Here is a 25,048-nt window from a genome sequence, read left to right on the forward strand (position 1 = left end):
CTGTCGGCAGGCGCCGCGGTCACGGGTGGAACCGGCGCGCCGGGCACGGCTGCCGCGGCTACCCTTGCCGATCGTGGACGCCCCGACGCTGACGACGCTCGCCATCGCGGCCGTCGTCGTCGCGCTCCTCGCCCTGGTCCTCGCGGTCACGGCACAGCTGCGCCTCGCCGGGGTCCGGCGGGACTTCGCCGCGCTGGGCGGTGACGGCCGGACCGACATCGCGCGGGTCGCCGCCACCCAGAACCACCGGATCGACCGGCTCACCGCCGAGCTGGCCGGCCTGCGCGAGCACGTCGCGAGCGCGGAGAACGACGTGCGCCAGAGCCTGCGCAACGTCGCGGTCGTGCGCTACGACGCCTTCGGCGACATGGGCGGGCGCCTGTCCTTCTCGGCGGCCATCGTCGACGACCTCGGCGACGGCATCGTGCTCAGCTCGATCCACGCGCGTGGCGAGTCCCGCACCTATGCCAAGGGCGTGGTCGGCGGCCGGTCGAGCATCACCCTGACCCCCGAGGAGCAGCAGGCGCTCGCGTCGGCCACCCAGGACGAGCCGGCTCGGCGGCCGCAGCACGCGAAGGACGGCTCGTGACCCCGCCCCGCACGCCCGAGCAGCTGGACCGCTTCGGCTACCTCGGCCCGCGCGGCACCTTCACGCAGATGGCGCTCGACGCGTGGGACGCCGCCGAGGGCCGCGAGCACGTGCCCTTCGGCTCGGTCGATGCGGCGCTCTCGGCCCTGCGCGCCGGTGAGATCGACGCGGCCATGGTGCCCATCGAGAACTCCGTCGAGGGCGGGGTCTCCGCGACGCTCGACGCGCTGGCCACGGGCGAGCCGCTCGTCGTCGTCGGCGAGGTGCTGGTCCCCATCACCTTCGTGCTGTGCGCCCGCCCCGGTGTGCCGCTCGCCCGGGTCCGCACGGTGGGCACCCACTCGCACGCGTGGGCCCAGGTGCGCGGGTGGATGGGCCGCCACCTGCCCGACGCGCAGTACGTCCCGACGCTGTCGACGGCGGCGAGCGCCGCGGCCCTGGGCGGCCCCGGCGACGTCATGTTCGACGCCGGCGTGTGCGCCCCGGTCGCCGCCCGCAACGAGGGGCTGGAGGTGCTGGCCGAGGACATCGGCGACAACGCCTCGGCGGTCACGCGCTTCGTCCTCGTGGCGCGGCCGGGAACCCTCCCCGAGCCGACAGGGGCCGACAAGACCACGGTCGTGCTCTTCCAGCGCGAGGACCACGCCGGTGGCCTGCTCGAGCTGCTCGAGCAGTTCGCTGTCCGGGGGGTCAACATGACCCGCCTCGAGTCGCGCCCCACCGGCGAGGCCATGGGGTCGTACTGCTTCTCGATCGACTTCGAGGGCCACCTGCTCGACGCCCGCGTCGGCGAGACGCTCATGGGCCTGCGGCGGGTGTGCGCCGAGGTGCGCTTCCTCGGGTCATACCCACGGGCCGACGGCGGTCGTCCCGACGCGCGTCCCGGCACGTCGGACGACGACTTCGACCGCGCGAAGGCCTGGCTCGACGAGCTGCGGGCCTGAGCGTCAGCCGATCGTCGCGCCCATCTTCAGCAGGAAGAGCGTCTCGCCGGCGACGACCCCGTCGGCGCCGATCCGGTTGGCGTCCTGCAGGCGCTGCACGGCCTTCTTGGTCTGGGATCCGAACCGGCCGTCGACGGTGACCGTCGCGCCCGCCGCGCGCAGCGCGCGCTGGAGTGTCACGACGTCGGGGCCCGTGGAGCCGAGCTCGAGCGTGACGTCCCCCAGCGAACGGGAGATGACGACCACCCACATGCCGGCGTCGACGCGGCCGGGGTGCGGCGCGGCGCCGTCGAGCGTCGCCTCGACCCGCTTCACGGCCGCACGCGTGTCGGTCCCGTAGACCCCGTCGACGGCCACCGGTCCGAAGTCGGCGTCGTCGAGGAGGCACTGCAGCGTGCGCACGGCAGCGCCCCTCGCGCCGGGCGCCAGGACGGGGTAGGCCGCGAGGGTCCGCGCGCACGAGCCCGTGCCGTCGGGGCCGGCAGTCGTGGCCGCGGGGGTGCCGGGCGCCGTCACCGGCGTCACGGTCGCGGGCGTGTCTTGGGTGGGCAGGACGGCCGACGTGGCGGGCGCGGTCGGCGTCGTGGGAGTCAGTGGGTCCGCCGTCACCGTGGGGATGGGGCCCGACGCCGCGGCATCGGACTCGGACGGCGTGTCGGTGGGGATCTGCACGTCGGGCTGCGCCCCCTGGGACGTCGACCCGGGCGCTGCTGACGTCGCCTGCAGCGAGCCGGTGCTGCACCCGCCGAGCGCCACGGCCAGCACGAGGGCGGAGGCGGCGGGGGCGAGCGCCCTGCGCCGACGGTTGCCGGCGCGTACGCCTGAAGTGCCCTGCATCGTGGTCCCCCTGAGTTCGTCGCGGTCCCTGACGTCCGCCTACGTGGATGAAGTATGCGCCGTGGCCGCGAAGGGGAGAAATGCGACGCGCGCGGCGGCAACCGTCCGTTTGACGTGGAATGTCCGAAGGACGGCGTGGGGAAGGGGCGCCGGTGCTGCCAGCCCGGCGCCCCACACGGACGGGACCGCCCCACACAGGTCCCGAACGTCCCCGGTCATCGAGCCCGCTGCCCCTCCACAGCTCCCTGAAGCAGCTCGATGACCGTCCCCCTGACGTCCCAGAGTCGGTTCGTCCGGTCCTGATACGTGCGGGGCCGAAAAAGTCCGAAGACGTTCCGTACGCCCGATGTATCAGGAAACCCGGTGCGGACACTCAGTCCGGTGTAAGGGTCTGTTGAGCACCACCACCGCTGAGGAGGTTGTCGATGTCCGAGTCCGGCCCAGGCTCCCCCCGAGAAGACGACGGCGAGAACGCGACGGGTGCCTCGCGCCCCCCGGGACGGCCGCCCGTCCGCGCACTCGACCCCGCGACGGCGATGCGCCTGACCGACGGGCAGCAGCCGCTGCCGGCGCTCTACCTCTCCGACCGGCTCCTGGCGCGCAACGCGTCCGGCAGTACGCGGATCCTCGACGACCTGGGGCAGGCGTTGGACCGGCTGGGCCTCGACTACGAGGTGACTCCCCGGCCGGGCGCCCCCCGCGAGCTCGGCGCGACCGCGTGGGGCACGAGCATCACGCTGCTGCCACGCCGCTCCATCGAGCCGGTGGATGCCTGGGACGTGCTGCAGCGCCTGCGCGAGGCGGGCGACCCGGTCGCGGAGCGGCTCAGCCTCGAGCACGTGCTGCGTCCCGCCGACGGCTACTGGGGCGGGATCGGCGGCTACTGGGGTGGCATCGGGGGCTACTGGGGCGGAATCGGCTACTGGGGTGGGATCGGCGGGTCCGCGCTCCAAGAGTACTCCGTGCCGGGGCGCGGCGGCCGGATGCCGGTCAGCCTGGCCCTGCCCGACCCGGCCCTGCGCGCCCGCAAGGTCGACCGCAGCCCGGTCGTCGCGCTCCTCGACACGCCCGTCGCCGACCACCCGTGGTTCCGCGACAGCGAGCGGCTGGTCCGGCTGCGCTACGAGAACGGCCGGCTCGTGCCCGGCGAGCCACCCGTCCCGGCCCCTGCTGCCGCGCCGCCCGGGGGTTCCGCACCGCCGCCCGCCGAGCCCGTCGGCCTGCTGCAGGGGCACGCCACCTTCATCGCGGGACTCCTCCGGCAGGGCTGCCCCGAGGCGACGGTCCTGTCGATCCCGGTCATGGACGACTCCGGCGCCGTCGAGGAGAGCCACGTGCTCGACGTCCTGGAGGCGCTGCTGGGCCGTCACGAGCGGGGGCAGAAGCGGGGCGGCCGCAGGGCCGACGTCGTCGACATCCTCTCGATCTCGATGGGCTACTACGCCGAGGACAGCACCTACACCAGCGGCCCGGTCGCCGAGATGCTCGACCGCTTCACCGCCGCAGGCGTGACGGTCGTGGCCGGCGCCGGCAACGACGGCACGAGCTCGCCCTTCGTCCCCGCGTCGCTCGCGGCGGCCCTCCCCGGGCCGAAGAAGCCCCAGGTGCCGCCCGTGTCGAGTGTGGGGGCGTGCAACCCGGACGGGACCACGGTCGCGCTCTTCAGCAACCCGCTCACCGTCATCACGGCCACCCGGCCCGGCGTCTCGCTCGTCAGCACCCTCCCGCTCACCGACGGCATGGGCCAGCCGTCGTCGAGCCTGCCGGGGGACGTCGTGCGCTGCACGGTCGACCCCGACGACTACACCGGCGGCTTCGGGGTGTGGAGCGGCACGTCGTTCTCGGCCCCGGTCTTCGCCGCGGAGCTCGCCGCCTGCCTCGTCGCCTGCGGTGGCCTGAAGGACGTGCGGCCCGAGGCCATGTGCGCCCGCGCCCTCCACGCCCTCCACACGTGCACCGAGAAGGAGTCGAGATGACGCACACCCCCACCGCCCCCGACGGGATCGGCACCCGGGCCGGCCGCGCGTTCGCCGCCTACCGTGACGGGGAGCGTGAGCGGCTCTCGGAGCTCGTCGACCTCGTGACCCCCGTGCTCTGGAACGCCGCGCGCTCGCAGGGCGCGGCGCCGGCGGTGTGCGAGGACGCCATCCAGACCGCCTTCCTCCAGCTCGTCGACCGCTGCGAGTCGATCCAGGAGCCGGCAGCCGTGCTCGGGTGGCTGGTCGTCGTCGTCAAGCGCGAGGTCTGGCGCCTGGGCCGCGGCTCCCGCCGCGAGATCGGGGTCGAGGAGGTGCCGGAGGCCCCGGCACAGCAGCTCGACCCCGAGGCACAGTCGATCCTCTCCGAGCGCCAGCGCGTGCTGTGGAAGCACGTGTCCACGCTGTCCCCGCGATGCCAGGAACTGCTCCGGGTCATCGCGTTCGCCGACCGACCCGACTACGCCGCCATCGCTGAGTCGCTGGGGATGCCGGTCGGCAGCATCGGCCCGACCCGCGGCCGCTGCCTGCAGAAGCTGAGGACGACGCTCGGCTCCGACCCCGGATGGGCGGTCTGACATGACTTCTCACACTGACGCCATCGATGCCCGCGACGTCGCCAACCTGCGGCACGTGCGCGACCTCTTCGCGCACGCCGACCCCGTGCCGGGCGACCTGGCGGAGCGGATGAAGTTCGCCATCACGGTCCACGCGCTGCACGCCGAGGTCGCCGAGCTGATGGACTCAGCGCTGCTGACGACGCGCGGCGCCGAGACGAAGGTGGAGCCGACGCCCACCGAGTCCGTCACGTTCGCCGCCGCCTCGATGAGCCTGATGGTCTCCGTCGGGCCGATGTCGACGGAGGAGTCGGACGACCGGGTCCGGGTGGACGGGTGGGTCACCACCCCGGGTGCCAGGGTCGAGGCCGTGACGAACGAGGGGAGCAGCTCGGTCGTTTCCGATGCGAACGGGCGTTTCGTTCTGGATGATCTACCCCATGGGCCGGTCCACTTCGTGGTGACCGACCCGGCAAACCAGGACGTGCGACCGGTCATCACTCCCACGATCCAGGTCTGAGGCCACCGAGCCCCGCACCTGAGCCGATGGCGGTCGCCTGAGCGAGAGGCCCGACGGCACCCATCGACCTGCTCGAGAGCGCACGAGCCCTGCGCGACCAGGGCGCGGCGGAGAACCTGGCCGGACGTCCCGTCGAGGCGACCCGGTTGCTGACTGCCGCCCTCGAGCAGATCGACCGGTCGGCCGGCGGCGCGCCTTCGCGCGAGCACCTCGAGCTTCGGTGCCGCACGCTGGTCACCCTCGCGCTGACGGAGCTGATGCTCTCGGGCCTCGAGCCCGCGACGACGCGGCTGAAGGAGGCCGAACAGATCGTCGTCGAGCTCGGGGACGACGTGCTCCGGGCCCGGCTGGAGTACCAGCGTGCCAACATCCACGGCCGGGTCGGCGACCTCGCGTCGGCCTGGGCCGGGCTCGAGGGCGCGGTGCGCCGGCTCGACGCGTTCTCGGAGCACGAGCAGTGCTCGGTCCACCTGAGCCGCGGGATGCTCGCCTTCGAGCTGCTGCGGCCGCGCGAGGCCCTCGAGTCGTTCGGCGAGGCGGCCCGCCTCGCGCACGCGCTGGGCGGCGTCGAGCAGGAGTTCATGGCCCGTCACAACGAGGGGTATGCGGCATACCTCCTCGGTGACCTCCCGCGGTCCCTGGCGGGCATGGCCAGGGCGGAGGAGCTGGAGTCGGACGTCTTCAAGGGGCCAGCGCGGCTCGATCGCGCCCAGGTCCTGCTCGAGGCGGGGCTGGTCAAGGAGGCCGTCGAGGCACTGCATGCCGGGCTGGCCGAGCTCGACCGCGAGGGCCACGACCAGATGCGGGCGGAGTTCGAGCTGGCGCTGGCGCGCGCGCACCGGCTCCTGGGCCGGGTGGAGCTCGCGGCGTCGGCGGCGGCGTCCGCGCGGGAGATGTATGCGCGCATGGGGGCGAAGGCGTGGACCGTGAAGGCGACCCTGGTCGAGCTCCTCGCCGACCTGGACCGCGAACGGAGGAGGCGCCGGGACCGACACGACGGGCGGGACGGACGCGACGGGGACGACGTGGCGCTGGCTGCGGCGGCGACGGCCGACCGGCTCACCGACGCGGCGACGCAGCTCGGTGATGCCGAGCTGGCCGACAACGCCCGGGTCGTGGCGGCGCAGGCGCTGCTGCTGGCCGGTGACCCGGCCGGGGCGAACGCTCGGCTGCTCGGCCTCGAGCGCGTGTCCACGGGGTCGCTGGCCGACGAGCTGGACTCGGCGGTCGTCACCGCGATGACCCTCGTCGCGACCGGCGACATCAGTCCCGCCAGGCGCATCCTGGCGCGGGCGTCCCGACGGCTGGCTGCCGGCCAGCAGGGCAGCGCGAGCCTCGACCTGCGCACCGCACGGGCAGTTCACGGCACGCGGCTGGCGGAGCTGGACCTCGAGCTGGCGGTGCCGCGGGGGAGCGGCGCCGTGCTCGAGGCGCTCGAGCGGTGGCGCAGCGCGACCGACCGGCTGCCGTCACTCGGTCGTCCGGTCGACGACCGGCTCGCGGCGCTGACCGAGCACCTGCGAGCGGTCCGCGGCCAGCTCCGCGGAGAGGTCGCCGACTCCGACCAGGTGCGCGAGCTGCACGACCAGGCCTCTCGGCTCGAGCGCCAGATCCGCGACCGGGACTGGGCGCTCAGCCGCAGCGTCGACGCCGCCGGGGCCGTCCACGTCGGGCTGCGCGAGGCTCGCGAGCACCTGCGCCGGGTCGACCGGGACCTCGTGTGGTTCTTCAGGCACCGGGGTCGGCTCTGCGCCGTCGGTGTCATCGGTGGGCGGGCGACCCTGCGCGACCTGATGCCGGTCGACCGGGCCGCCGAGCTCGCCCAACGCGTACGCGTCGACCTGCGGGCTGCCGCCACCCACCACCTGGGCCCGCTGGCGGGCGCGGTCTGGTCCTCGCTGCGCTCGAGTGCGGCCGAGCTGGACGAGGCCCTGGTGCGGCCGTGGCGCTCGGACCGCGGCCTGGTTGTCGTGACCTGCCCGGAGGTATCGGCCCTGCCGTGGGCGGTGTTCCCGTCGATGAGGGGACGCCCGTTCACGGTCGCCCTCTCGCTGACGTCGTTCGCCCGGCGCGGCAGCGGCGGTGACGACGGGACGCGAGGGGCGCCGGGGTCCGGCGTCCACGTGACCGTGGGGCCCGGCGTGCCGCGAGGGCCGGCCGAGGGGCGGGCCGTCCTCGCCACCTGGGGCGGCGGACGGCCTCTGGCCGAGCCGTCTCGGCGGGAGGAGCTCGTCGCTGCGCTCGCGCGCCCCGGAGTGGTGCACGTCGCCGCGCACGGCACGCACCAGGCCGAGTCCCCGCTGTTCTCCTCGCTCGTGCTCCACGACGGGCCGGTCTTCGCCCACGAGCTCCAGCCGACCGGTGTCCGGGCCGACCACGTCGTGCTCTCGGCGTGCGACGTCGGGCTGGCCTCGGCACGGCCGGGCCACGAGTCGCTCGGACTCGCGCTCTCGCTCCTGTCGCTGGGTGCGCGCTCGGTCGTCGCGGCGGTCGCGCCGGTGCCCGACGACGTCGCGGCCACGACGATGACCCGGCACCACCGGCTGCTGGCCTCGGGACTGGCGAGCGACGAGGCGCTGGCGCGGGCTGTGGCGGAGACGGACGACGTCGCTGCGGCGTTCCTCGATCTCGGTGGCAGGCATGTTCCGGTGGCGCCCTGACGGGCGCAGCCTCCGAGCAGGCACCGCCTACGAGGCGGCGCGGAGGGCCTTCATCTCGCGGCGTTTGCGCAGCGCCATGGCCAGGGCGATCTTGCGGGCGTCGATCGACAGCTCGCGCAACATGCCGGAGATCGGGTTCGTGTAGCCGGTGAACCACAGCCCCTTGGCGCCGCGCGGGGTGCGGCCACCGCGCTCGCACGGGCGGCCCTTCTCGTCGAGGACGCCGAGATGCCCGAGGAGTGGTTCCAGCCCTTGGGTGTAGCCGGTGGCGAGGACCACGACGTCGGGCTGCAGCCGGGTGCCGTCGGCCAGCACGACGGTGTCACCGTCGAGCTCGCGCAGCGCGGCCACCGGTTGCACGGCCCCCGAGCGGATGGCGGCGATGATCCCGACGTCCTGGACGGGGATGGCGTTGTCGCGCTCGACCCGCGTGAGCAGGCCGGTGTCCGGACGCGGCAGCCCGTGCGCCGACAGGTCCGGGGTCTGGAGCCGCTCGACGGCGGGGGCGACCCGGTCGACGAGGGCGGTGGGCAGGCGCCGCACGGCGATGCCGGTGTACTGGGCGGCATACGGCCCGGTGTTGCGGCGCAGGATGTGCGGCACGGTGCGGACCGCCAGGCGAACGCGCGCGGCGCCGTGCTCGACGAGGTCGACGGCCAGCTCCGTCCCGGTGTTACCGGTGCCGACGACGAGCACGTCCTTGCCCGAGTAGGGCGCGCCGTTGCGGTAGTCCCGGGCGAGGACGACCTGGCCCGTGTACGCGTGCAGCCCCGGCACGTCGGGCTCGCGCGGCGTGTGGTTGAAGCCCGTGGCGATGACGATGTAGGGAGCGGTGAGCGTCGTGCCGTCGGCAAGGGTCAGGCTCCACGAGTCACCGCCCGCGGAGCGGTCGACCCGGCTGACCTCGGTGCCCGGGCGCACGTCCAGCCGGTGGTGGGCGGCATACAGCTCCAGGTAGCGCACGACGTCGTCGCGCGAGACCCAGCGACCCATCTCCCTGGGGATGGGCAGCCCGGGCAGGCCGGAGAGCTCACGGGGAGTGTGCAGGTGCAGGCGGTCGTAGTGGCCGCGCCATGACGACCCGACGCTGTGGGTCCGCTCGAGGACGACGCCCCGCAGCCCCCGCGCCCCGAGCGCGGCCGCAGTGGCCAGGCCGCCCGGTCCGCCGCCGATGATGTATGCGTCGACCGGGACGCTGCGCTGGCTCACCGGGCCAAGGTAGCGGCCCACGCGGCCGCCTGCCGGCAACCCAGCCCGGTGAGGACATCGAGCCCGGCCCCGCAGCCCTACTGGCTGACCCGCACCGTGAGGCAGCCGGGGCGGACGGTGGCGCTCACCTCGGTGGCCTCGCCGATCACGTCGCCGTCGATCTGCACGGGCACCGGGCGGTCGGTGCGCACCCGGACCTCCTTGCACACCTTGTGGTCCAGCGTCGGGTGGCCCTTGCGGCGGCGGGTCGCGACCCGGGTCGCCACGGGCACCCAGCCGACCACCCCGCGCGGCGAGGCGATCACCGTGTCGAGCTGCCCGTCGTCGACGCGGGCGTTCGGCATGAGCACGAGGCCGCCGAGCAGCCGGCCGCAGTTGCCGATGACGACCATGCGGGCGCGGCGGCGGAACTCCAGCTCGTCGTCGACCTTGACGGAGATGCGGAACTCGGGGGAGACGAGGTGCTTGAGGCCCGAGACCATGTAGGCCGGCCAGCCCACCTTGGCCTTGAGGTTCTCGTTGGTGCCGGCCATGATCTGCGCGTCCATCCCGATGCCGCTCATGACGAGGAACTGGTGCGTCTCCGGGGTGCCGGACTCGTCGGGCGCGTCGTCCATCGGAGCGGCGCCGATCACGAGCTCGCCCACGTCGATGCGCCGGTTGCGGCCCGTCAGCGCGACCGTCACCGCGGCCTCCAGGGCGACGGGCAGGTCGAGGTTGCGGGCCAGCAGGTTCCCGGTGCCTGCCGGGAGGATGCCGAGGGCCGTCTCGGTGCCGATGAGGGCGCTCGCGACGTTGCGGACGGTGCCGTCACCGCCGAGCGTGCAGACGAGGTCGACGCCGTCACGGACGGCCTGGGCCGCCTGGCCGACGCCGGGGTCCTCGACCGTGGTCTCGTAGAAGTGCGGCTCGCCCCAGCCGTTCTCGAGGCACGACGCGGTGATCCGCTGCTCGAGGGCCACGAGGTCGGTGAACTTCGTCGGGTTGATGACGACCCCGGCCCGCTTGAGCGGTGCCGGGGGCTCGTCCCCGTTGCGGAAGTGGTCGCGCGGCGGGCGTGGACGGCGACGCCTGCTCCCGCCGGCTTCAGGCGTGACCCGGGTGAGGACGACCCCTCCGACGACCAGCGCCAGCACGACGAGGCCGGCGATGATCCACGGCAGGTAGTCCTTGAGCACGAAGACATACGGTATCCCGAGCGTGAACGGCTCCCGAACAGCCGCCGTCCCGGCGAGCGTCTCCCCCTACCCTGAGCGCATGAGCGAGCCGACACATGAGCCGATCGACGACCCGGGACCAGCCACTCCGGACGACGCCGACTGGACCTGGGTCCTGACCCGCCCGTGCCCCGACTGCGGCTTCGACCCTGCCACCGTCGAGGCCGCTGCCGTCCCGGCTCTCCTCCGCGACGCGGGCCGACGGTATGCCGCCCGCCTGGGTGAGGACGACGCGCGCACCCGTCCGGGCGAGGGCGTCTGGTCACCGCTCGAGTACGCGTGCCACGTGCGCGACGTCTGCGCCGTCATGACGGGCCGGCTCGAGCAGATCCTGGCCGGCGGCGGCGAGGTCGTCACCTTCGCGAACTGGGACCAGGACGCGACGGCCGCCGAGCGGCAGTACTGGCGAAGCGACCCCGACGTGGTGGCGCTCGAGGTCACCGCGGCCTTCGAGACGGCGGCGACGGCATACGCCCGCCCTTCGGGTACGGAGTGGGAGTGGCCGGCCCTGCGCAGCAACGGCTCGTCGTTCACGGCCGGCACGCTCGCGCTCTACTTCGTCCACGACGTCCGCCACCACCTCTGGGATGTGACCGCATGACCCTGCCCATCGACGTGCCGCTCCGGCTGCCCGAGCCACGCACGCCCGACCCGCGCGACGCCCCCGCCATCCGGTGGGGTGTCCTCGCCCCCGGCGGGATCGCGCACACGTTCGCCGACGCGGTCGCCGTCGGCACGGCGTCCTCCGTCGTCGCGGTCGGCTCCCGCAGCCTCGACCGGGCCAAGGACTTCGCCGACGAGTTCGCCATCCCGCGGGCCCACGGCTCCTACGAGGACCTCGTCGCCGACCCGGAGGTCGACGCGGTCTACGTCGCCTCGCCGCACTCGGAGCACCGGGACCACGCGCTGCTCGCCCTCGAGGAGGGCAAGCCGGTGCTCGTCGAGAAGGCGTTCACCCGCAACGCGGCCGAGGCTCGCGAGGTCCTGGCCGCGGCCGAGGAGCAGCACCTGCTCGCCGTCGAGGCGATGTGGAGCCGGTTCCTGCCCCACTACGACGTCGTTCGGCACGTCGTCGAGACGGGCCTCATCGGGGAGCTCGTCGCGGTCTTCGCCGACCATGGGCAGCGGCTCTACCCCGACGGCCCGGCGCGCCTGTCACAGCCCGAGCTCGCCGGCGGCGCGCTGCTCGACCTCGGCGTCTACCCCGTCTCGTTCGCCGACCTCGTCCTCGGCGCCCCGACGTCGGTCTCGGCCCACGGCACCCTCACGCCGCTCGGCGTCGACGCGACGACCACGATCGCGGTCTCGGGCGCCGGCGGCGCGCAGGGCCTGCTGTCCTGCACGATGGCGGGCGTCACGCCGTGCACGGCCGTCGTCGCGGGCACGGAGGCCCGGCTCGAGCTGTCGGGTGCGTTCTACGGCGCCGGCTCCACCGTCCGCCTCGTCGACCGCCACAACGAGACGATCGACGAGCGCGCGGGTGGCCTCCCGGACGACGTGCGCGGGTTCTCCTACGAGGCGGCGGAGTTCGCGCGCTGCCTCGTCGCCGGGGAGACCGAGTCTCCGCTCATGCCGCACGCCACGACGCTGCGTGTCATGGAGACGATGGATGAGGTACGCCGCCAGGTCGGGGTCGTCTACCCCGGAGAGTGAGCGCCGGCTCGGACGTCGAATCGCGGTGCAACCGCAGCGGCCGTGGGGGAGTCATACTGCCGTCCTCACCCGCTCGAGACACAGAGGTCCGCGATGGTCACCGACGAGTTCGGCCCCCTCACCCCGGACATGTCCGGTCCGCCGACGATCTTCCTCCTCTTCTTCGGAGTCGTCTTCACGCTCGTCCTCGCGGGCTTCGTCACGGTCGCAGTCAAGGGCCTGTCGCAGTGGCGGGCCAACGAGGCATCGCCGCTGCGCAGCGTCGACGCGATGGTGGTCTCACGCCGCACGGACGTGCAACGCCGGGCCGGCTCGGCCGTCGGCCCGATGGACGGGTCGGGCACGATGGCCGTCGCCTCCACCGGGCCGAGCTCGAGCACGACCTACTTCGTCACGTTCGAGGAGCCCTCCGGCGAGCGGCGCGAGCTCCAGGTGAACGGCGCAGACTTCGGCCAGCTCGCCGAGGGCGACCGCGGGCACCTCATCCACCAGGGCACCCGGTACAAGGGCTTCACCCGCCAGCGCGCCGTCGAGGGCAGCCCCTGACCCGGCCCGGCGGCATACCCCCTCAGTGGGCGGTCAGGCCCCCATGTCGTTGGGGTCGCGCCAGCGTCGCTCGAACGGCAGCCGCCACGCGAAGGGCGCGACGAGCTGGTGGATCTGGTTCGGACCCCACGTTCCCGGGTCGTAGAGGCGGACCGGCGGCGGATTCTCGAGCAGCGGCTGGCTGACCTCCCAGAGGCGCTCGATGCCCTCGGCCGAGGTGAAGAGGGTGCGGTCGCCGCGGGCGGCGTCGTAGATGAGCCGCTCGTAGGCCTCGAGCACCGCACCCGCCCAGTGCGTCTCCTGCATCGAGAACTGCATCGAGAGCTTGTCGAGCTTCATGCCCGGGCCCGGCCGCTTCCCGTAGAACGACAGCGACATCCGGGCCTTGTCGGCGAGGTCGAAGGTCAGGTGGTCGGGCCCGTTGTCGCCGACGCCCGAGGAGGCGGGGAACATCGACCTCGGCGGCTCCTCGAAGGCGATCGAGATGATGCGGGCCCCCTCGGCCAGCCGCTTGCCGGTGCGCAGGTAGAAGGGGACGCCGGCCCAGCGCCAGTTGTCGACGAAGCACTTGAGTGCCACGAACGTCTCGGTCTGGCTCTCGGGGCCTACGCCCGGCTCGTCGCGGTAGCCGACGTACTGCCCGCGCACGACGTCGTGCGGCTCGATGGGCGCCATCGACCGGAAGACCTTGTTCTTCTCCTCGCTGATCGCCGCCGGCTCGAGCGCTGTCGGCGGTTCCATGGCGGTGAAGGCGAGCACCTGGAACAGGTGCGTCACGACCATGTCGCGGTAGGCGCCGGTGTTCTCGTAGAAGTCGGCCCGCTGCGAGAGGCCGAGGGTCTCGGGCACGTCGATCTGGATGTGGTCGATGTGGTTGCGGTGCCAGATCGGCTCGAAGAGGCCGTTGGCGAACCGGAAGGCGAGGATGTTCTGCGCCGCCTCCTTGCCGAGGAAGTGGTCGATGCGAAAGATCTGCTCCTCGGCGAAGACCTCGTGCAGCGCGGCGTTGAGGGCCCGGGCGCTCGCGAGGTCGGTGCCGAACGGCTTCTCCATGATGATCCGGCTGCGCTCGACGAGCTTGGCCTCCTCGAGCTGGCGCACGACGACCAGGGCCGCCTTCGGGGGGACCGACAGGTAGTGCAACCGCCACGCATCGGGTCCGAGTATGTCTTCCGACTCCTCGACCGCCGCCCGGATCCCTTGCGGCCCAGCCGAACCCGGCACCCAGTGGATGCGGTCGGCGAACTCGCGCAGGTCGTCGTCGGTGACGTCGTGGCTCGAGTGCTCGCGGATCGAGGCGAACACGAGGTCGAGGAACTGCTCGCGGGTCAGGTCATCGAGGCTCGTCGCGACGACGCGCAGGCCCTCGAGCAGCTGCGTCTCGTGCAGATGGAGCATGCCGGGGAGCAGCTTGCGCTTCGCGAGGTCTCCGGTGGCACCGAAAAGGACGACCGTGGTGGCGGGCATGCGTCCAGCGTGCCCCAGATCGTCCTCAGGCGGGCCTGTGTTCCGAGAGAACTCCCTCCTGCGGACCGGGTGCGGGCCTAGCCTTGTCGCATGCTGATCCTCGGCATGATCCTCTTCGGCATGCTCGTCGGAGCCGCCGCGCAGCTGATCCTGGGCCGGCAGGGCAAAGGCATCGACTGGACGCTCGCGCTCGTCGCCGGTCTGGTCGGCTCGTTCATCGGTGGCCTGCTCGCGAGCCTGCTGGCCGGTGACGGCCTGCAGCTGCGCCCGAGCGGCATCGTCGGATCCATCGTCGGCGCCGTGATCGTCACGGCGGGGTGGCGCTGGAGCCGCACCCGCAACGTCACCCGCTGACTCCTCTTACAGCGCCTGCACCGTCACCCGGCCGCGCCGCACGACCCACCGGTGGGTCAGCCGTATGCCGTCCAGGAAGCTCTCGTCGTGGCTGACGACGAGCACCGTCCCCCCGAAGGCCGCCACGGCGGCCTCCAGCTGCTCGATGGCATCGACGTCGAGGTGGTTGGTGGGCTCGTCGAGCACGAGGACGTTGACCTCCCGTCCCTGGAAGAGCGCCATGAGCGCACGGGTGCGCTCCCCCATGGACAGGCTCCGGGCCGGCCGTGACACGTGCTCCGAGCCGAGCCCGAACTTCGCGAGCAGCGTGCGCACGTCGGCGACCGGCCACTCCCGGCCCGTCCTCGGGTCGATCCCGAGCTCGCGGTGCACGACGTCGAGGAGTGGCGCCTCGTCGTCGAGCAGGTGCCGGTCCTGGTCGAGGACGCCGACGGCGACGCGCGTGCCCAGGGACTGGCGACCGGAGGTGAGGGGCAGGTCACCGAGCAGCGCACCCAGCAGCGTGGTCTTGCCCGAGCCGTTGTCGCCGACCAGGGCCACGCGGTCACCCCGCCCGACGGCAAGGCTGACGGGTCCGAGCCGGAAGCCGTGCCGCTCCAGGACAGCGTCCGAGAGCGTCGCCACGACGTCGGCGGAGGGGCGCCCCTCGGTGATCGCGTAGCGCAGCTGCCACTCCTTGCGGGGCTGCTCGACGGTCGCCAGACGCTCGGCGGCGCGCTCGAGCCGGGCACCCTTCGCGGCCTGGCGGTCGGCGCGGGCCTTGTGCTTCTCGCGGATGAACTTGTCCGGCTCCCCGCTGGCGGCGACGTTGCGCCGGCCCTTGGCCGCCCAGTCCTGGCGCTGCCGCGACTGCGCGAGCAGCGAGTCGCGCTCGGCGGCATACCCCTCGTACGCCTGCCACGCGTGCGCCCGGGCCAGCTCGCGCTGCGCGACGAAGTCGCTCCAGCCGCCCGTGTAGTGGCCGATGCGCTGCTGCTTGACGTCGAGCTCGACGACGCTCGTCGTGACCGCGTCGAGGAAGGTGCGGTCGTGGCTCGCGATGAGCACGGGCCCCTCGTGGCCGCGGACGAACTCGGCCATGAGGGCCAGGCCCCGTGCGTCGAGGTTGTTCGTCGGCTCGTCGAGCAGGAGCACGTCGTACTGGCTCAGCAGCACCGCCACGAGGCAGGCACGGGCCGCCTGGCCTCCCGAGAGTGTGCCGAGCGGCCGGTCGGGCGCGACGTCGAGGCCGACGCGGGCAGCAACCTCGGGCAGTCGCTCGTCGAGGTCGGCGGCGCCCAGGGCGAGCCACCGCTCCAGCGCGAGCGCGTAGCGGTCCTCGCCGCCGTCGGCTCCCTCCGCGAGTGCCGTCGACGCCGCCTCGAGCTCTGCGTCGGCAGCGGTCACGCCCGTGCGGCGACGCGCATACGCCAGCAGGGTCTCGGCGGCACCGGGCAGGACCTGCGGCAGCCAGCCGATGCTGGCGTCACGCGGGGCGAGCCGGATGGACCCGGCCTCGACCGGCAGCTCTCCGACGATCGTGCGCATCAGCGTCGACTTGCCGGAGCCGTTGGGTCCGACGACCGCGGTCACGTCGCCGTCGGCGAGAGTGAGGTCGAGTCCGGTGAAGAGAGTGCGCGCGCCGAAGGCGACGTCGAGCCCGGAGATGGTGAGGGTGGAAGACATGAGAGGTCCTGGATGGTCGGCAGGGCCCCGGCGGTGCCGTCAGACGGTCGGTGCCGTCGACAGGTCAGCGCTCGGGCTGGCTCGGAGCATCAGGAGATCCACACGGGAGAGAGGCTAGGGGCGAGGGCGCCTGCCGTCCAGCGGATTTCGCCTGCTCGCTCACCGGGTGCCGACCCCGGGTGCCGACTCCGAGTCCGGACCCCGAGTCCGGACCCCGAGCGGGGTCAGGGTCGAGGGCGCCTCTCTCGGGGTCGGAATCAGGTGGGTGACCGATGTGCGGCCGTCACCGGTCTCGGGAGGGTAGGCCCATGATCACAGTGGAACGACTCACCAAGCGCTACGGCCCCTTCACGGCCGTCGACGACGTCTCCTTCGAGGTCAAGCCGGGCCTCGTCACCGGGTTCCTCGGACCGAACGGCGCGGGCAAGACGACCGCCATGCGCGTCATGGCCGGACTCACGCCCGCCAGCTCGGGACGGGCCACCGTCCTCGGGAAGCCGTATGCCGCCCTGCCGAACCCGGGTCGCCACGTGGGCCTGCTGCTCGACGCCTCGGCGCAGCACGCCGGCCGCACCGGGCGCGAGGTGCTCACGCTCGGCGCCGTGCTCATGGGCGTCGGCCGCGGCCGGGTCGACGAGATGGTCGACCTCGTCGGCCTCACCGAGAAGGAGGCGAACCGACGGGTGCGCAACTACTCCCTCGGCATGCGCCAGCGCCTCGGTATCGCGCACGCCCTGCTCGGCGACCCGGAGGTCCTCATCCTCGACGAGCCGGCCAACGGGCTCGACCCAGCCGGGATCCGCTGGATGCGCGACCTGCTGCGCGGCTACGCCGACCGAGGTGGCACGGTGCTGCTCAGCTCGCACCTGCTGAACGAGATCGAGCGCGTCGCCGACGAGATCATCGTCATCGGGCACGGCCGGATCGTCGCACAGGGCACCAAGGAGGAGCTGCTCGCCGGTGCAGGCACGTTCACCCGATCCACCGACGACGACGCCCTGGTGGCGGCGCTCGCCGGCGAGTCGATCGTCGCCACGCGGACGCCGACCGGCGGCCTGCAGGTCGAGGCCGAGCCGATCGCCGTCGGCAGGGTCGCCGTGGCCCACCAGATCGTCCTGACCGAGCTGCGCGGCGCCGACAGCCGGGGGCTCGAGGAGATGTTCCTCGACCTCACGGCCGACTCAGCACGAGAGGAGGTGGCGGCATGACCGCCACGACCACCCAGGCTGCCCGCGCGGCCGACGCGCCCGCCTCGAAGAACGCCGAGTCGGCACTCCCCACCCATGCCAAGGTCCCGAGCCGCATCCCCGGCCCGCGCCCGACGGCCGGGGTGCCGTTCGCTCGCCTGACCCACGTCGAGCTGCGCAAGATGCTCGACACGCGCGCCGGGCGCTGGCTCCTCCTCGGCATCGGCGCCGTCATCGCGGTGGCCCTGACGATCATGTTCTTCAACGGGGGCGGACAGCACGCCTTCGTCGAGTACCTGCAGGCCACGACCATGCCGATGGCGCTCATCCTCCCGGTCGTCGGCATCCTCACCGTGACGTCGGAGTGGAGCCAGCGCACCGGCCTGGTCACCTTCGGGCTGGAGCCGCGCCGCATCAGGGTGGCCTGGGCCAAGACGCTCGCGGCCCTCGTCGTCGGCGTCTGCGCGTTCGCGCTGTCCCTCGTGCTCGCTGCCGTCGCGCACCAGTCGGCGATCACGTTCCGCGGCATCACCGGCGACTGGTCCGTCGACGCGCTGGTGCTTCTCGGAGCCGGTGGCTACGTCCTCCTCGGCATCGCTCAGGGCGTCGGCTTCGGCATGCTGTTCAAGAACACGCCGGCGGCGGTCGTCGTCTTCTTCGTCCTGCCGACCGCCTGGTCGATCCTCGGGTCCATGGTCTCGTGGCTGCGGGACGCCGCTGTGTGGCTCGACCTGAACCAGACCATGAACCCGCTCTTCGAGGGCTCGCTCACCGGGCAGCAGTGGGCGCACCTGGCCACGTCGGTGACCGTGTGGGTGCTCGCCCCGCTCGCAGTCGGCATCTGGCGCCTCACGCGGGCCGAGGTGAAGTGACCTGTCCCACGGGGTTCTGCGGTCGTATGCCGTCTGCCGAAGGTCGGCACACGGCATACGACCGCTCGTAGACGCCCAAAGCCGACCTTCCGGTCACTTCTTGTGCTTTCCCTGAGAGGCCCGCCTCACGCCTCTAGCGTGTTGGGGTCGGGGGAGGACCGAAGCAGGGAGACCCCATGATCAAGCGAAAACTGCTCCGTCGTTGCGCGGGAGTGGGCGCCGTGGCCCTCGCCGCCGGTGTGGCCGGAGCCGGCTCCGGTGTCGCGCACCCGTCGTCGCCCACCTCGCACGTGCCCGAGGTCATCGCCTGGGGGCTCCACAGCCCTAGGCAGCTGGCCTTCAGCCCGGAGGGTGGGCTCTACGTCGCCGAGTCCGGGTCGACCGGCACGATGGGCTGCCAGCCCAGCCGGGAGGACCCCAAGGTGAAGGCCTGCGCCGGCCTGACCGGCTCGGTCGCTCGAGTCGGTGAGGAGGGCAGGGTCGAACGCGTCGTCACCGGGCTGCCGTCCGCCGGCGCCCCCGGGGAGGCGCTCGGCCCCTCCGATCTCGTCTTCACCGGTGACCACCGCTTCTCGCTCGTCATCGGGTTGGGTGGGCCACCGGCGTACCGGGCCGCCTTCGGCCCGGTCGGTGCGCGGCTCGGCACGCTGGTCAGCGTCAACCTCCGGAGCCGCCATGACGACGGTTCGGCCCGGGTGACGCGGCTCGCGGACCTCGCCGCCTTCGAGGCTCGCGAGAACCCCGACGGGACCGACATCGACAGCGACCCCGTGGGGGTGGCTCGCTCCGGCGAGGGCTACGTCTACGCAGATGCCGGCGCCAACGCCGTCAACACCACGCGCCGGGGCGGCTCCACCGTCGCCGTGCTCCCGCCGGTGCCGACGACCGTCTCCTCGCCTCCCTCGCCGGTGCCCGTGGGCTTCAAGGCCGACAGCGTCCCGACCGATGTCGTCAAGGGCCCCGACGGGGCCTGGTACATCTCGCAGCTCGTCGGTTTCCCGTTCGAGAAGGGCTCGTCGAAGGTCTGGCGTGTCGTGCCCGGCCACAAGCCGACCGTGTACGCCAGCGGCCTGACCAACGTGACGTCGCTGGCCTTCGACCGGGATGGTCACCTCTACGCCGTCGAGATCTCCGCGAACGGGCTGCTCAAGGGACCCATCGGTGCCCTGGTGCGCGTGCCGGCCGGATCGACCTCGCCCCGGGTCGTCACCGGAGGCCTGTTCGCGCCGTACGGGCTCGCGCTTCGCGGCGACCACGCCTACGTGACGACGGGCAGCGTCGCCCCGGACGGCGGGAAGGTCGTCAAGATCGAGCTCTGAGCCGGCGGCGCAGCAGCGCCGTGCCCGGCTGGCCACCCCGCGCGTCGTCGCGGGGTGGCCCGGTCGTCGCGGGGTGGCCCCGTAGTGAGCCGCGCGGCGGGAACGTGCGTACCGCAGGATCTCGGTCGTGGTCGGCTCCGACGCGCGGATAGGCTGGCCCGCGTGATCGACATCAAGCTCGTGCGCGACGAACCCGATCGGGTGCGCGCCTCGCAACAGGCCCGTGGAGAGGACCCGGGGATCGTGGACGCGATCCTCGCTGCCGACGAGCTGCGCCGGTCGTCCCTCGGCGAGTTCGAGACCCTGCGCGCCGAGCAGAAGACCGTGAGCAGGTCGGTCGGGGCCGCGATGGGCGCCTTCCAGAAGGCGAAGAAGGCCGGCGCCGCTGACGCCGAGCACCTCGAGAAGGCGGCCCACGAGGCGCGCACGCACGCGGCGCGCCTCAGCGAGCAGGTCAAGGCGCTCGAGTCGGCGGCCGACGAGGCCGGCGCGGAGCTCGAGACGCTGCTGCGCAAGGTCGGCAACGTCATCATCGACGGGGTCCCGGTGGGCGGTGAGGACGACTACGTCGTGCTCGAGACCGTCGGTACGCCAAGGGACTTCGCGGCGGAGGGCTTCGAGCCGCTCGACCACCTCGCCCTCGGTGAGAAGCTCGGCGCCATCGACATGGAGCGCGGCGCCAAGGTAGCCGGAGCACGTTTCTACTACCTCACCGGTGTCGGTGCGCTGCTCGAGCTGGCCCTGCTCAACATGGCCATGGCCCAGGCGACCGCGGCCGGCTTCACCCCGATGATCACCCCGACACTCGCGCGCCCCGAGATCATGGTCGGCGCCGGCTTCATGGACGCGCACGCCGAGGAGGTCTACCGCATCGAGGCCGACGACCTCTACCTCACCGGCACCTCGGAGGTCGCCCTCGCCGGCTACCACGCCGACGAGATCATCGACCTCGCGGAGGGCCCGAAGAGGTATGCCGGGTGGTCGGCCTGCTACCGCCGCGAGGCCGGGTCGCACGGCAAGGACACCCGCGGCATCATCCGCGTGCACCAGTTCCAGAAGGTCGAGATGTTCAGCTACTGCCGGCCCGAGGACGCCGAGGCGGAGCACCAGCGCCTGCTCGGCTGGGAGCGCGAGATGCTCGCCAAGATCGAGGTGCCCTACCGCATCATCGACACCGCGGCCGGTGACCTCGGCGGCCCCGCGGCGCGCAAGTTCGACTGCGAGGCCTGGGTGCCGACGCAGGGCAAGTACCGCGAGCTGACCTCCACCTCGAACTGCACGACGTACCAGGCGCGCCGGCTGAACATCCGTGAGCGCGACCCGAACGGCTCGGGGACCCGCGCCGTCGCGACGCTCAACGGCACGCTCGGCACGACGCGCTGGCTCGTGGCGATCCTCGAGAACCACCAGCAGCCCGACGGCTCGGTGCGCGTACCCGAGGCGCTGCGCCCCTTCCTCGGACTGGACGTCCTGAAGCCCCTCGCCTGACGTCGTCGTCGCCGGTCCGACCGTGTGGACCGATCTGCTCTAGGCTCGTCGAGGACAAGGGGCTCGCTGCCGCTGCAGGCGCTTTTCTGCGCCTCGGAGGTGACGGCTCCCGCAGCGAGGGGCGCACCGTGGCGCCCGAGGAGGCGCAGTGAGCGACATCAGCCCGCACCCGGCGAACCCCGACGTCGTCCCGCCCCTCGACGAGCGCGTGGCCGGGGCTCCGATCTCGTGGGGCGTGTGCGAGGTCCCCGGCTGGGGCTGGCAGTACGACGCCTCGACGGTCCTGGCTGAGATGGCCGAGTCCGGCCTGGTGGCAACGGAGTTCGGCCCCGAGGGCTTCCTGCCCTCCGACCCACAGGACAGGGCGCAGGCCCTGCGGCAGCACGGGCTGCGGGCCGTCGGCCAGTTCGTGCCGCTCGTGCTGCACGATCCCGACCACGACCCCCTCCCCGACCTCGAGCCGGCACTGGAAGCCCTGGTGGCGGCGGGTGCCTCGACCGTCGTCCTGGCGGCGGCCACGGGGAGCGAGGGCTATGACCGCCGCCCCGACCTCGACGACGCCGCGTGGGAGACCCTGCTGGCCAACCTCGACCGACTGGACGAGACGGTGCGAGCCCGTGGACTGACCCCGACCCTGCACCCGCACGTCGGCACGGTGGTCGAGAGCGGCGCGGAGGTCGAGCGGGTCCTCGACGGCTCGGTGATCGGCCTCTGCCTCGACACCGGCCACCTGCTCATCGGCGGCGGCGACCCGGTGGCGCTCGCCGTCCGGCACCCCGAGCGCATCGCGCACGTGCACCTCAAGGACGTCCGCCTCGACTGGGCGTGCCGGGTGCGGGAGGGCGAGGTCACCTACACCGAGGCGGTCAAGGGCGGGATGTACGTGCCGCTCGGACGCGGCGACGTCGACGTGCGCGCCGTCGTCAACGCCCTGGAGGACGGAGGGTATGCCGGGTGGTACGTCCTCGAGCAGGACACCGTCCTCGAGGGGCCACCGGAGGGCGAGGGCCCCAAGGGCGAGGTGATGGAGAGCCTCAACCACCTGCTGGGCATCGAGGCGCAGCGGTCCTGGGTCGGCATCTGACCCGACTGACCTGCGCGGGCGAGCCACACGGCATACGACCGCATCTCACGTGCCCGGACACAGAACACCCCTCCGAGAGGCTTCCCGGAGGGGTGTTCTGTTGGGTCAGGCGGCGACCTGGAGGGCCTTGACCTCGTCGCGGGCTGCGACCACAGCGGCGTGCTGACGGGTCACGACCTCGCGGAAGCCGGCGCTGAGGTCGCCCTCGAGCGCCTTCTCGTACTCGGACACGGCGTGGTCCTCGCCCGTGACGGCTGCGCCGAGGACGCTGCCTGCGTCGTCGCCGGTCAGGGCGTCCTTGAGGGCGATCCACCCGCGGTGGACCGCAGCGGTCGCGGACCCGCTTGTGTCGACGTCCTCGCCGTACTCGTGGCCCATCTCGACGATCTCGCGTCGGAAGCCGGCCCGCTGCTCGGACAGGCGCTGCAGCGTGGTGGCCCACTCGGGGTGGTCACCGTCCCGCAGCTTCTCGGCGGCCGAGGCGAACCCTCGCTCGCCGTCCTTCAGCGTCTCCACGAGCTCCTTGGCGACCTTTGCATCGTCAGACATGTGCGCTCCTTCGGTCGGTGTTGCGGTCCTCCGGCACCTACCCATCGGGGGCCGCCGTCCGAACCTCGCGCCGCGCGCGGTGACCCCACTCGTGCGGGCGCGAGGGGGGTCGCACGGCTCGTTTTGGCGGTTCGGCCGAAGCCCTGTAATGTTCTCTTCGTCAGCCCGACAGGGAGAAACGGACGCCACCGCGATCGACACGATCGAGAGCGAAGTTGGCCGGTCCCGTGGGTGGCAGCTCAGCTCGAAGAGAGATCCCGACAGGGATCGGCTCGGAGCAACGGCAGCCTGACCGACCGCTCGTGACCATGGTCGCGAGCACCGCCCCGAATGGGGCAAGATAGACAGCCCCGGAGGCTGGCTCGTTGAGCCGGGTGATGGTGTGTGTCCGATTCTTGAGAACTCAACAGCGTGTCAAAAATCGATGCCAATTACCTCGTCCCGGGGCTGGCATGGTCGCCCGTTCGGGTGGTTGTGTCTGGTTTCGGGCGAATATCCTTTGGTTGAATTGAATGACTGACTCTTTTTGAGCTGGTTGTTCGACTTCAGTCAGGTTTTCGGACCCTTCTGGGGTTCAAAGTTTGCTCATCGTGTGGGTCTTTTGGGCTTGTGCGTGTGGGTGTTTGAACATCAACGGAGAGTTTGATCCTGGCTCAGGACGAACGCTGGCGGCGTGCTTAACACATGCAAGTCGAACGGTGACGATCAAGCTTGCTTGGTCTGATCAGTGGCGAACGGGTGAGTAACACGTGAGTAACCTGCCCCTGACTCTGGGATAACCCCGGGAAACCGGAGCTAATACCGGATACGACGCCAGCCTGCATGGGCATGGTGTGGAAAGTTTTTTCGGTCTGGGATGGACTCGCGGCCTATCAGCTTGTTGGTGAGGTAGTGGCTCACCAAGGCGACGACGGGTAGCCGGCCTGAGAGGGCGACCGGCCACACTGGGACTGAGACACGGCCCAGACTCCTACGGGAGGCAGCAGTGGGGAATATTGCACAATGGGCGGAAGCCTGATGCAGCGACGCCGCGTGAGGGATGACGGCCTTCGGGTTGTAAACCTCTTTCAGCAGGGAAGAAGCGCAAGTGACGGTACCTGCAGAAGAAGCACCGGCTAACTACGTGCCAGCAGCCGCGGTAATACGTAGGGTGCGAGCGTTGTCCGGAATTATTGGGCGTAAAGAGCTTGTAGGTGGTTTGTCGCGTCTGCTGTGAAAATCCGAGGCTCAACCTCGGACTTGCAGTGGGTACGGGCAGACTAGAGTGTGGTAGGGGAGACTGGAATTCCTGGTGTAGCGGTGGAATGCGCAGATATCAGGAGGAACACCGATGGCGAAGGCAGGTCTCTGGGCCATTACTGACACTGAGAAGCGAAAGCATGGGGAGCGAACAGGATTAGATACCCTGGTAGTCCATGCCGTAAACGTTGGGAACTAGGTGTGGGTCTCATTCCACGAGATCCGTGCCGCAGCTAACGCATTAAGTTCCCCGCCTGGGGAGTACGGCCGCAAGGCTAAAACTCAAAGGAATTGACGGGGGCCCGCACAAGCGGCGGAGCATGCGGATTAATTCGATGCAACGCGAAGAACCTTACCAAGGCTTGACATACACCGGAATCACCCAGAGATGGGTGCGTCTTCGGACCGGTGTACAGGTGGTGCATGGTTGTCGTCAGCTCGTGTCGTGAGATGTTGGGTTAAGTCCCGCAACGAGCGCAACCCTCGTTCTATGTTGCCAGCACGTGATGGTGGGGACTCATAGGAGACTGCCGGGGTCAACTCGGAGGAAGGTGGGGATGACGTCAAATCATCATGCCCCTTATGTCTTGGGCTTCACGCATGCTACAATGGCCGGTACAAAGGGCTGCGATACCGCGAGGTGGAGCGAATCCCAAAAAACCGGTCTCAGTTCGGATTGGGGTCTGCAACTCGACCCCATGAAGTCGGAGTCGCTAGTAATCGCAGATCAGCAACGCTGCGGTGAATACGTTCCCGGGCCTTGTACACACCGCCCGTCAAGTCACGAAAGTCGGTAACACCCGAAGCCGGTGGCCCAACCCTTGTGGGGGGAGCCGTCGAAGGTGGGACTGGCGATTGGGACTAAGTCGTAACAAGGTAGCCGTACCGGAAGGTGCGGCTGGATCACCTCCTTTCTAAGGAGCATCTGATCGCAGACCCTCGGGTTTGCGTTCCAGAGCCCGGTCTGTCCCCGAGTGTGGGGCAGCGGGTGCTCAAGGGTGGAACATCGATTACTTGACACCGTCCTGGTGTCTCTCACAAGTACAAGCTGGCTGTTCGCTTTGCGGGCTGCTGGCAGTGGAACGTGAGGGGCGGTGGGTGCGGTGTCTGACACGT

General features: G+C 71.7%; 21 protein-coding genes and 1 rRNA gene. 16 read left to right on the top strand and 6 right to left on the bottom strand.

Going from position 1 to position 25,048, the window contains the following annotated elements:
- Positions 1-73: 73 nt before the first annotated feature.
- Together LQK93_RS10205 and pheA are read left to right on the top strand one after the other, a co-directional pair.
- Positions 74-589 carry a DUF4446 family protein gene (locus tag LQK93_RS10205; RefSeq protein WP_374967688.1) on the top strand — a complete coding sequence of 172 codons (516 nt, stop codon included), beginning with the start codon at positions 74-76 and terminating at the stop codon, positions 587-589.
- On the top strand, positions 586-1,533 hold the full coding sequence (pheA, locus tag LQK93_RS10210) for a prephenate dehydratase (protein WP_374967689.1): 948 nt from the start codon (positions 586-588) through the stop codon (positions 1,531-1,533). Before LQK93_RS10205 ends, pheA begins: the two co-directional genes overlap by 4 nt.
- Before the next feature lie 3 nt (positions 1,534-1,536).
- Here the strand turns inward: pheA and LQK93_RS10215 are convergent, their stop codons facing one another.
- Entirely contained in the window at positions 1,537-2,370 is an 834-nt protein-coding gene (locus LQK93_RS10215; RefSeq protein ID WP_374967690.1) for a peptidoglycan-binding protein, read from the bottom strand.
- A 425-nt stretch (positions 2,371-2,795) separates the two neighbouring features.
- Here LQK93_RS10215 and LQK93_RS10220 point away from each other — a divergent pair, with 425 nt between their 5' ends.
- The 4 genes from LQK93_RS10220 (at position 2,796) to LQK93_RS10235 (ending at position 8,083) form a co-directional block, all read left to right on the top strand.
- Positions 2,796-4,346 (top strand): S8/S53 family peptidase, encoded by a 1,551-nt coding sequence (locus LQK93_RS10220; protein WP_374967691.1) that lies wholly within the window; start codon positions 2,796-2,798, stop codon positions 4,344-4,346.
- A complete protein-coding gene (locus tag LQK93_RS10225; RefSeq protein WP_374967692.1) occupies positions 4,343-4,924 on the top strand; it encodes an RNA polymerase sigma factor in 582 nt (193 codons plus the stop codon). Before LQK93_RS10220 ends, LQK93_RS10225 begins: the two co-directional genes overlap by 4 nt.
- Position 4,925: 1 nt before the next feature.
- On the top strand, positions 4,926-5,423 hold the full coding sequence (locus tag LQK93_RS10230; protein ID WP_374967693.1) for a hypothetical protein: 498 nt from the start codon (positions 4,926-4,928) through the stop codon (positions 5,421-5,423).
- Positions 5,424-5,569: 146 nt separating this feature from the next.
- Positions 5,570-8,083 (top strand): CHAT domain-containing protein, encoded by a 2,514-nt coding sequence (locus LQK93_RS10235; RefSeq protein WP_374967694.1) that lies wholly within the window; start codon positions 5,570-5,572, stop codon positions 8,081-8,083.
- A 27-nt stretch (positions 8,084-8,110) separates the two neighbouring features.
- Here the strand turns inward: LQK93_RS10235 and LQK93_RS10240 are convergent, their stop codons facing one another.
- The gene (locus LQK93_RS10240) at positions 8,111-9,292 is read right to left on the bottom strand and encodes a flavin-containing monooxygenase (RefSeq protein ID WP_374967695.1); all 1,182 of its coding nucleotides are present in this window, start codon (positions 9,290-9,292) and stop codon (positions 8,111-8,113) included.
- A 77-nt stretch (positions 9,293-9,369) separates the two neighbouring features.
- The gene (locus tag LQK93_RS10245; protein WP_374967696.1) at positions 9,370-10,470 is read right to left on the bottom strand and encodes a diacylglycerol/lipid kinase family protein; all 1,101 of its coding nucleotides are present in this window, start codon (positions 10,468-10,470) and stop codon (positions 9,370-9,372) included.
- A gap of 79 nt (positions 10,471-10,549) precedes the next feature.
- Here LQK93_RS10245 and LQK93_RS10250 point away from each other — a divergent pair, with 79 nt between their 5' ends.
- The 3 genes from LQK93_RS10250 (at position 10,550) to LQK93_RS10260 (ending at position 12,708) form a co-directional block, all read left to right on the top strand.
- The gene (locus LQK93_RS10250; protein ID WP_374967697.1) at positions 10,550-11,110 is read left to right on the top strand and encodes a DinB family protein; all 561 of its coding nucleotides are present in this window, start codon (positions 10,550-10,552) and stop codon (positions 11,108-11,110) included.
- Positions 11,107-12,162 (top strand): Gfo/Idh/MocA family protein, encoded by a 1,056-nt coding sequence (locus LQK93_RS10255; protein ID WP_374967698.1) that lies wholly within the window; start codon positions 11,107-11,109, stop codon positions 12,160-12,162. Before LQK93_RS10250 ends, LQK93_RS10255 begins: the two co-directional genes overlap by 4 nt.
- 93 nt (positions 12,163-12,255) lie before the next feature.
- Positions 12,256-12,708: a DUF2500 domain-containing protein gene (locus LQK93_RS10260; protein ID WP_374967699.1), complete on the top strand. Its 453-nt coding sequence runs from the start codon at positions 12,256-12,258 to the stop codon at positions 12,706-12,708.
- A gap of 33 nt (positions 12,709-12,741) precedes the next feature.
- Here LQK93_RS10260 and zwf read toward each other — a convergent pair whose 3' ends face one another.
- Positions 12,742-14,175, bottom strand: coding sequence for a glucose-6-phosphate dehydrogenase (zwf, locus tag LQK93_RS10265; RefSeq protein WP_374967700.1), 1,434 nt, complete (start codon positions 14,173-14,175; stop codon positions 12,742-12,744).
- Between the two features lie 90 nt (positions 14,176-14,265).
- On the opposite strand from zwf, the gene LQK93_RS10270 reads away from it, so the two are divergent.
- Positions 14,266-14,529: a GlsB/YeaQ/YmgE family stress response membrane protein gene (locus LQK93_RS10270; protein ID WP_374967701.1), complete on the top strand. Its 264-nt coding sequence runs from the start codon at positions 14,266-14,268 to the stop codon at positions 14,527-14,529.
- Positions 14,530-14,535: 6 nt separating this feature from the next.
- On the opposite strand, the gene LQK93_RS10275 is transcribed toward LQK93_RS10270, so the two are convergent.
- On the bottom strand, positions 14,536-16,194 hold the full coding sequence (locus LQK93_RS10275) for an ABC-F family ATP-binding cassette domain-containing protein (RefSeq protein ID WP_374967702.1): 1,659 nt from the start codon (positions 16,192-16,194) through the stop codon (positions 14,536-14,538).
- 308 nt (positions 16,195-16,502) lie between these two features.
- On the opposite strand from LQK93_RS10275, the gene LQK93_RS10280 reads away from it, so the two are divergent.
- From LQK93_RS10280 to LQK93_RS10300, 5 genes are all read left to right on the top strand, one after another.
- Positions 16,503-17,402: an ABC transporter ATP-binding protein gene (locus LQK93_RS10280; protein ID WP_374967703.1), complete on the top strand. Its 900-nt coding sequence runs from the start codon at positions 16,503-16,505 to the stop codon at positions 17,400-17,402.
- On the top strand, positions 17,399-18,253 hold the full coding sequence (locus LQK93_RS10285; RefSeq protein ID WP_374967704.1) for an ABC transporter permease: 855 nt from the start codon (positions 17,399-17,401) through the stop codon (positions 18,251-18,253). The genes LQK93_RS10280 and LQK93_RS10285 overlap by 4 nt, the downstream gene beginning before the upstream one ends.
- 176 nt (positions 18,254-18,429) lie before the next feature.
- A complete protein-coding gene (locus tag LQK93_RS10290; protein WP_374967705.1) occupies positions 18,430-19,572 on the top strand; it encodes a ScyD/ScyE family protein in 1,143 nt (380 codons plus the stop codon).
- A 162-nt stretch (positions 19,573-19,734) separates the two neighbouring features.
- Complete coding sequence (gene serS, locus LQK93_RS10295; protein ID WP_374967706.1) at positions 19,735-21,060, top strand: serine--tRNA ligase; 1,326 nt, start codon at positions 19,735-19,737, stop codon at positions 21,058-21,060.
- 148 nt (positions 21,061-21,208) lie between these two features.
- On the top strand, positions 21,209-22,144 hold the full coding sequence (locus LQK93_RS10300) for a TIM barrel protein (protein WP_374967707.1): 936 nt from the start codon (positions 21,209-21,211) through the stop codon (positions 22,142-22,144).
- 105 nt (positions 22,145-22,249) lie between these two features.
- On the opposite strand, the gene LQK93_RS10305 is transcribed toward LQK93_RS10300, so the two are convergent.
- A complete protein-coding gene (locus LQK93_RS10305; RefSeq protein ID WP_374967708.1) occupies positions 22,250-22,693 on the bottom strand; it encodes a PA2169 family four-helix-bundle protein in 444 nt (147 codons plus the stop codon).
- Positions 22,694-23,323: 630 nt separating this feature from the next.
- Here LQK93_RS10305 and LQK93_RS10310 point away from each other — a divergent pair.
- A 16S ribosomal RNA gene (locus LQK93_RS10310) occupies positions 23,324-24,846 on the top strand.
- The last annotated feature ends 202 nt before the right edge of the window (positions 24,847-25,048 follow it).

The sequence above is a fragment of the Terrabacter sp. BE26 genome, assembly GCF_041941675.1.
Lineage (GTDB): Bacteria > Actinomycetota > Actinomycetes > Actinomycetales > Dermatophilaceae > Terrabacter.

Coding starts and splice junctions, on each gene's coding strand:
- LQK93_RS10215 (WP_374967690.1), bottom strand. CDS start 2,370: ATGCAGGGCACTTCAGGCGTACGCGCCGGCAACCGTCGGCGCAGGGCG.
- LQK93_RS10260 (WP_374967699.1), top strand. CDS start 12,256: ATGGTCACCGACGAGTTCGGCCCCCTCACCCCGGACATGTCCGGTCCG.
- LQK93_RS10280 (WP_374967703.1), top strand. CDS start 16,503: ATGATCACAGTGGAACGACTCACCAAGCGCTACGGCCCCTTCACGGCC.
- LQK93_RS10255 (WP_374967698.1), top strand. CDS start 11,107: ATGACCCTGCCCATCGACGTGCCGCTCCGGCTGCCCGAGCCACGCACG.
- LQK93_RS10290 (WP_374967705.1), top strand. CDS start 18,430: ATGATCAAGCGAAAACTGCTCCGTCGTTGCGCGGGAGTGGGCGCCGTG.
- LQK93_RS10275 (WP_374967702.1), bottom strand. CDS start 16,194: ATGTCTTCCACCCTCACCATCTCCGGGCTCGACGTCGCCTTCGGCGCG.
- LQK93_RS10285 (WP_374967704.1), top strand. CDS start 17,399: ATGACCGCCACGACCACCCAGGCTGCCCGCGCGGCCGACGCGCCCGCC.
- LQK93_RS10270 (WP_374967701.1), top strand. CDS start 14,266: ATGCTGATCCTCGGCATGATCCTCTTCGGCATGCTCGTCGGAGCCGCC.
- LQK93_RS10220 (WP_374967691.1), top strand. CDS start 2,796: ATGTCCGAGTCCGGCCCAGGCTCCCCCCGAGAAGACGACGGCGAGAAC.
- zwf (WP_374967700.1), bottom strand. CDS start 14,175: ATGCCCGCCACCACGGTCGTCCTTTTCGGTGCCACCGGAGACCTCGCG.
- LQK93_RS10230 (WP_374967693.1), top strand. CDS start 4,926: ATGACTTCTCACACTGACGCCATCGATGCCCGCGACGTCGCCAACCTG.
- LQK93_RS10225 (WP_374967692.1), top strand. CDS start 4,343: ATGACGCACACCCCCACCGCCCCCGACGGGATCGGCACCCGGGCCGGC.
- LQK93_RS10305 (WP_374967708.1), bottom strand. CDS start 22,693: ATGTCTGACGATGCAAAGGTCGCCAAGGAGCTCGTGGAGACGCTGAAG.
- LQK93_RS10250 (WP_374967697.1), top strand. CDS start 10,550: ATGAGCGAGCCGACACATGAGCCGATCGACGACCCGGGACCAGCCACT.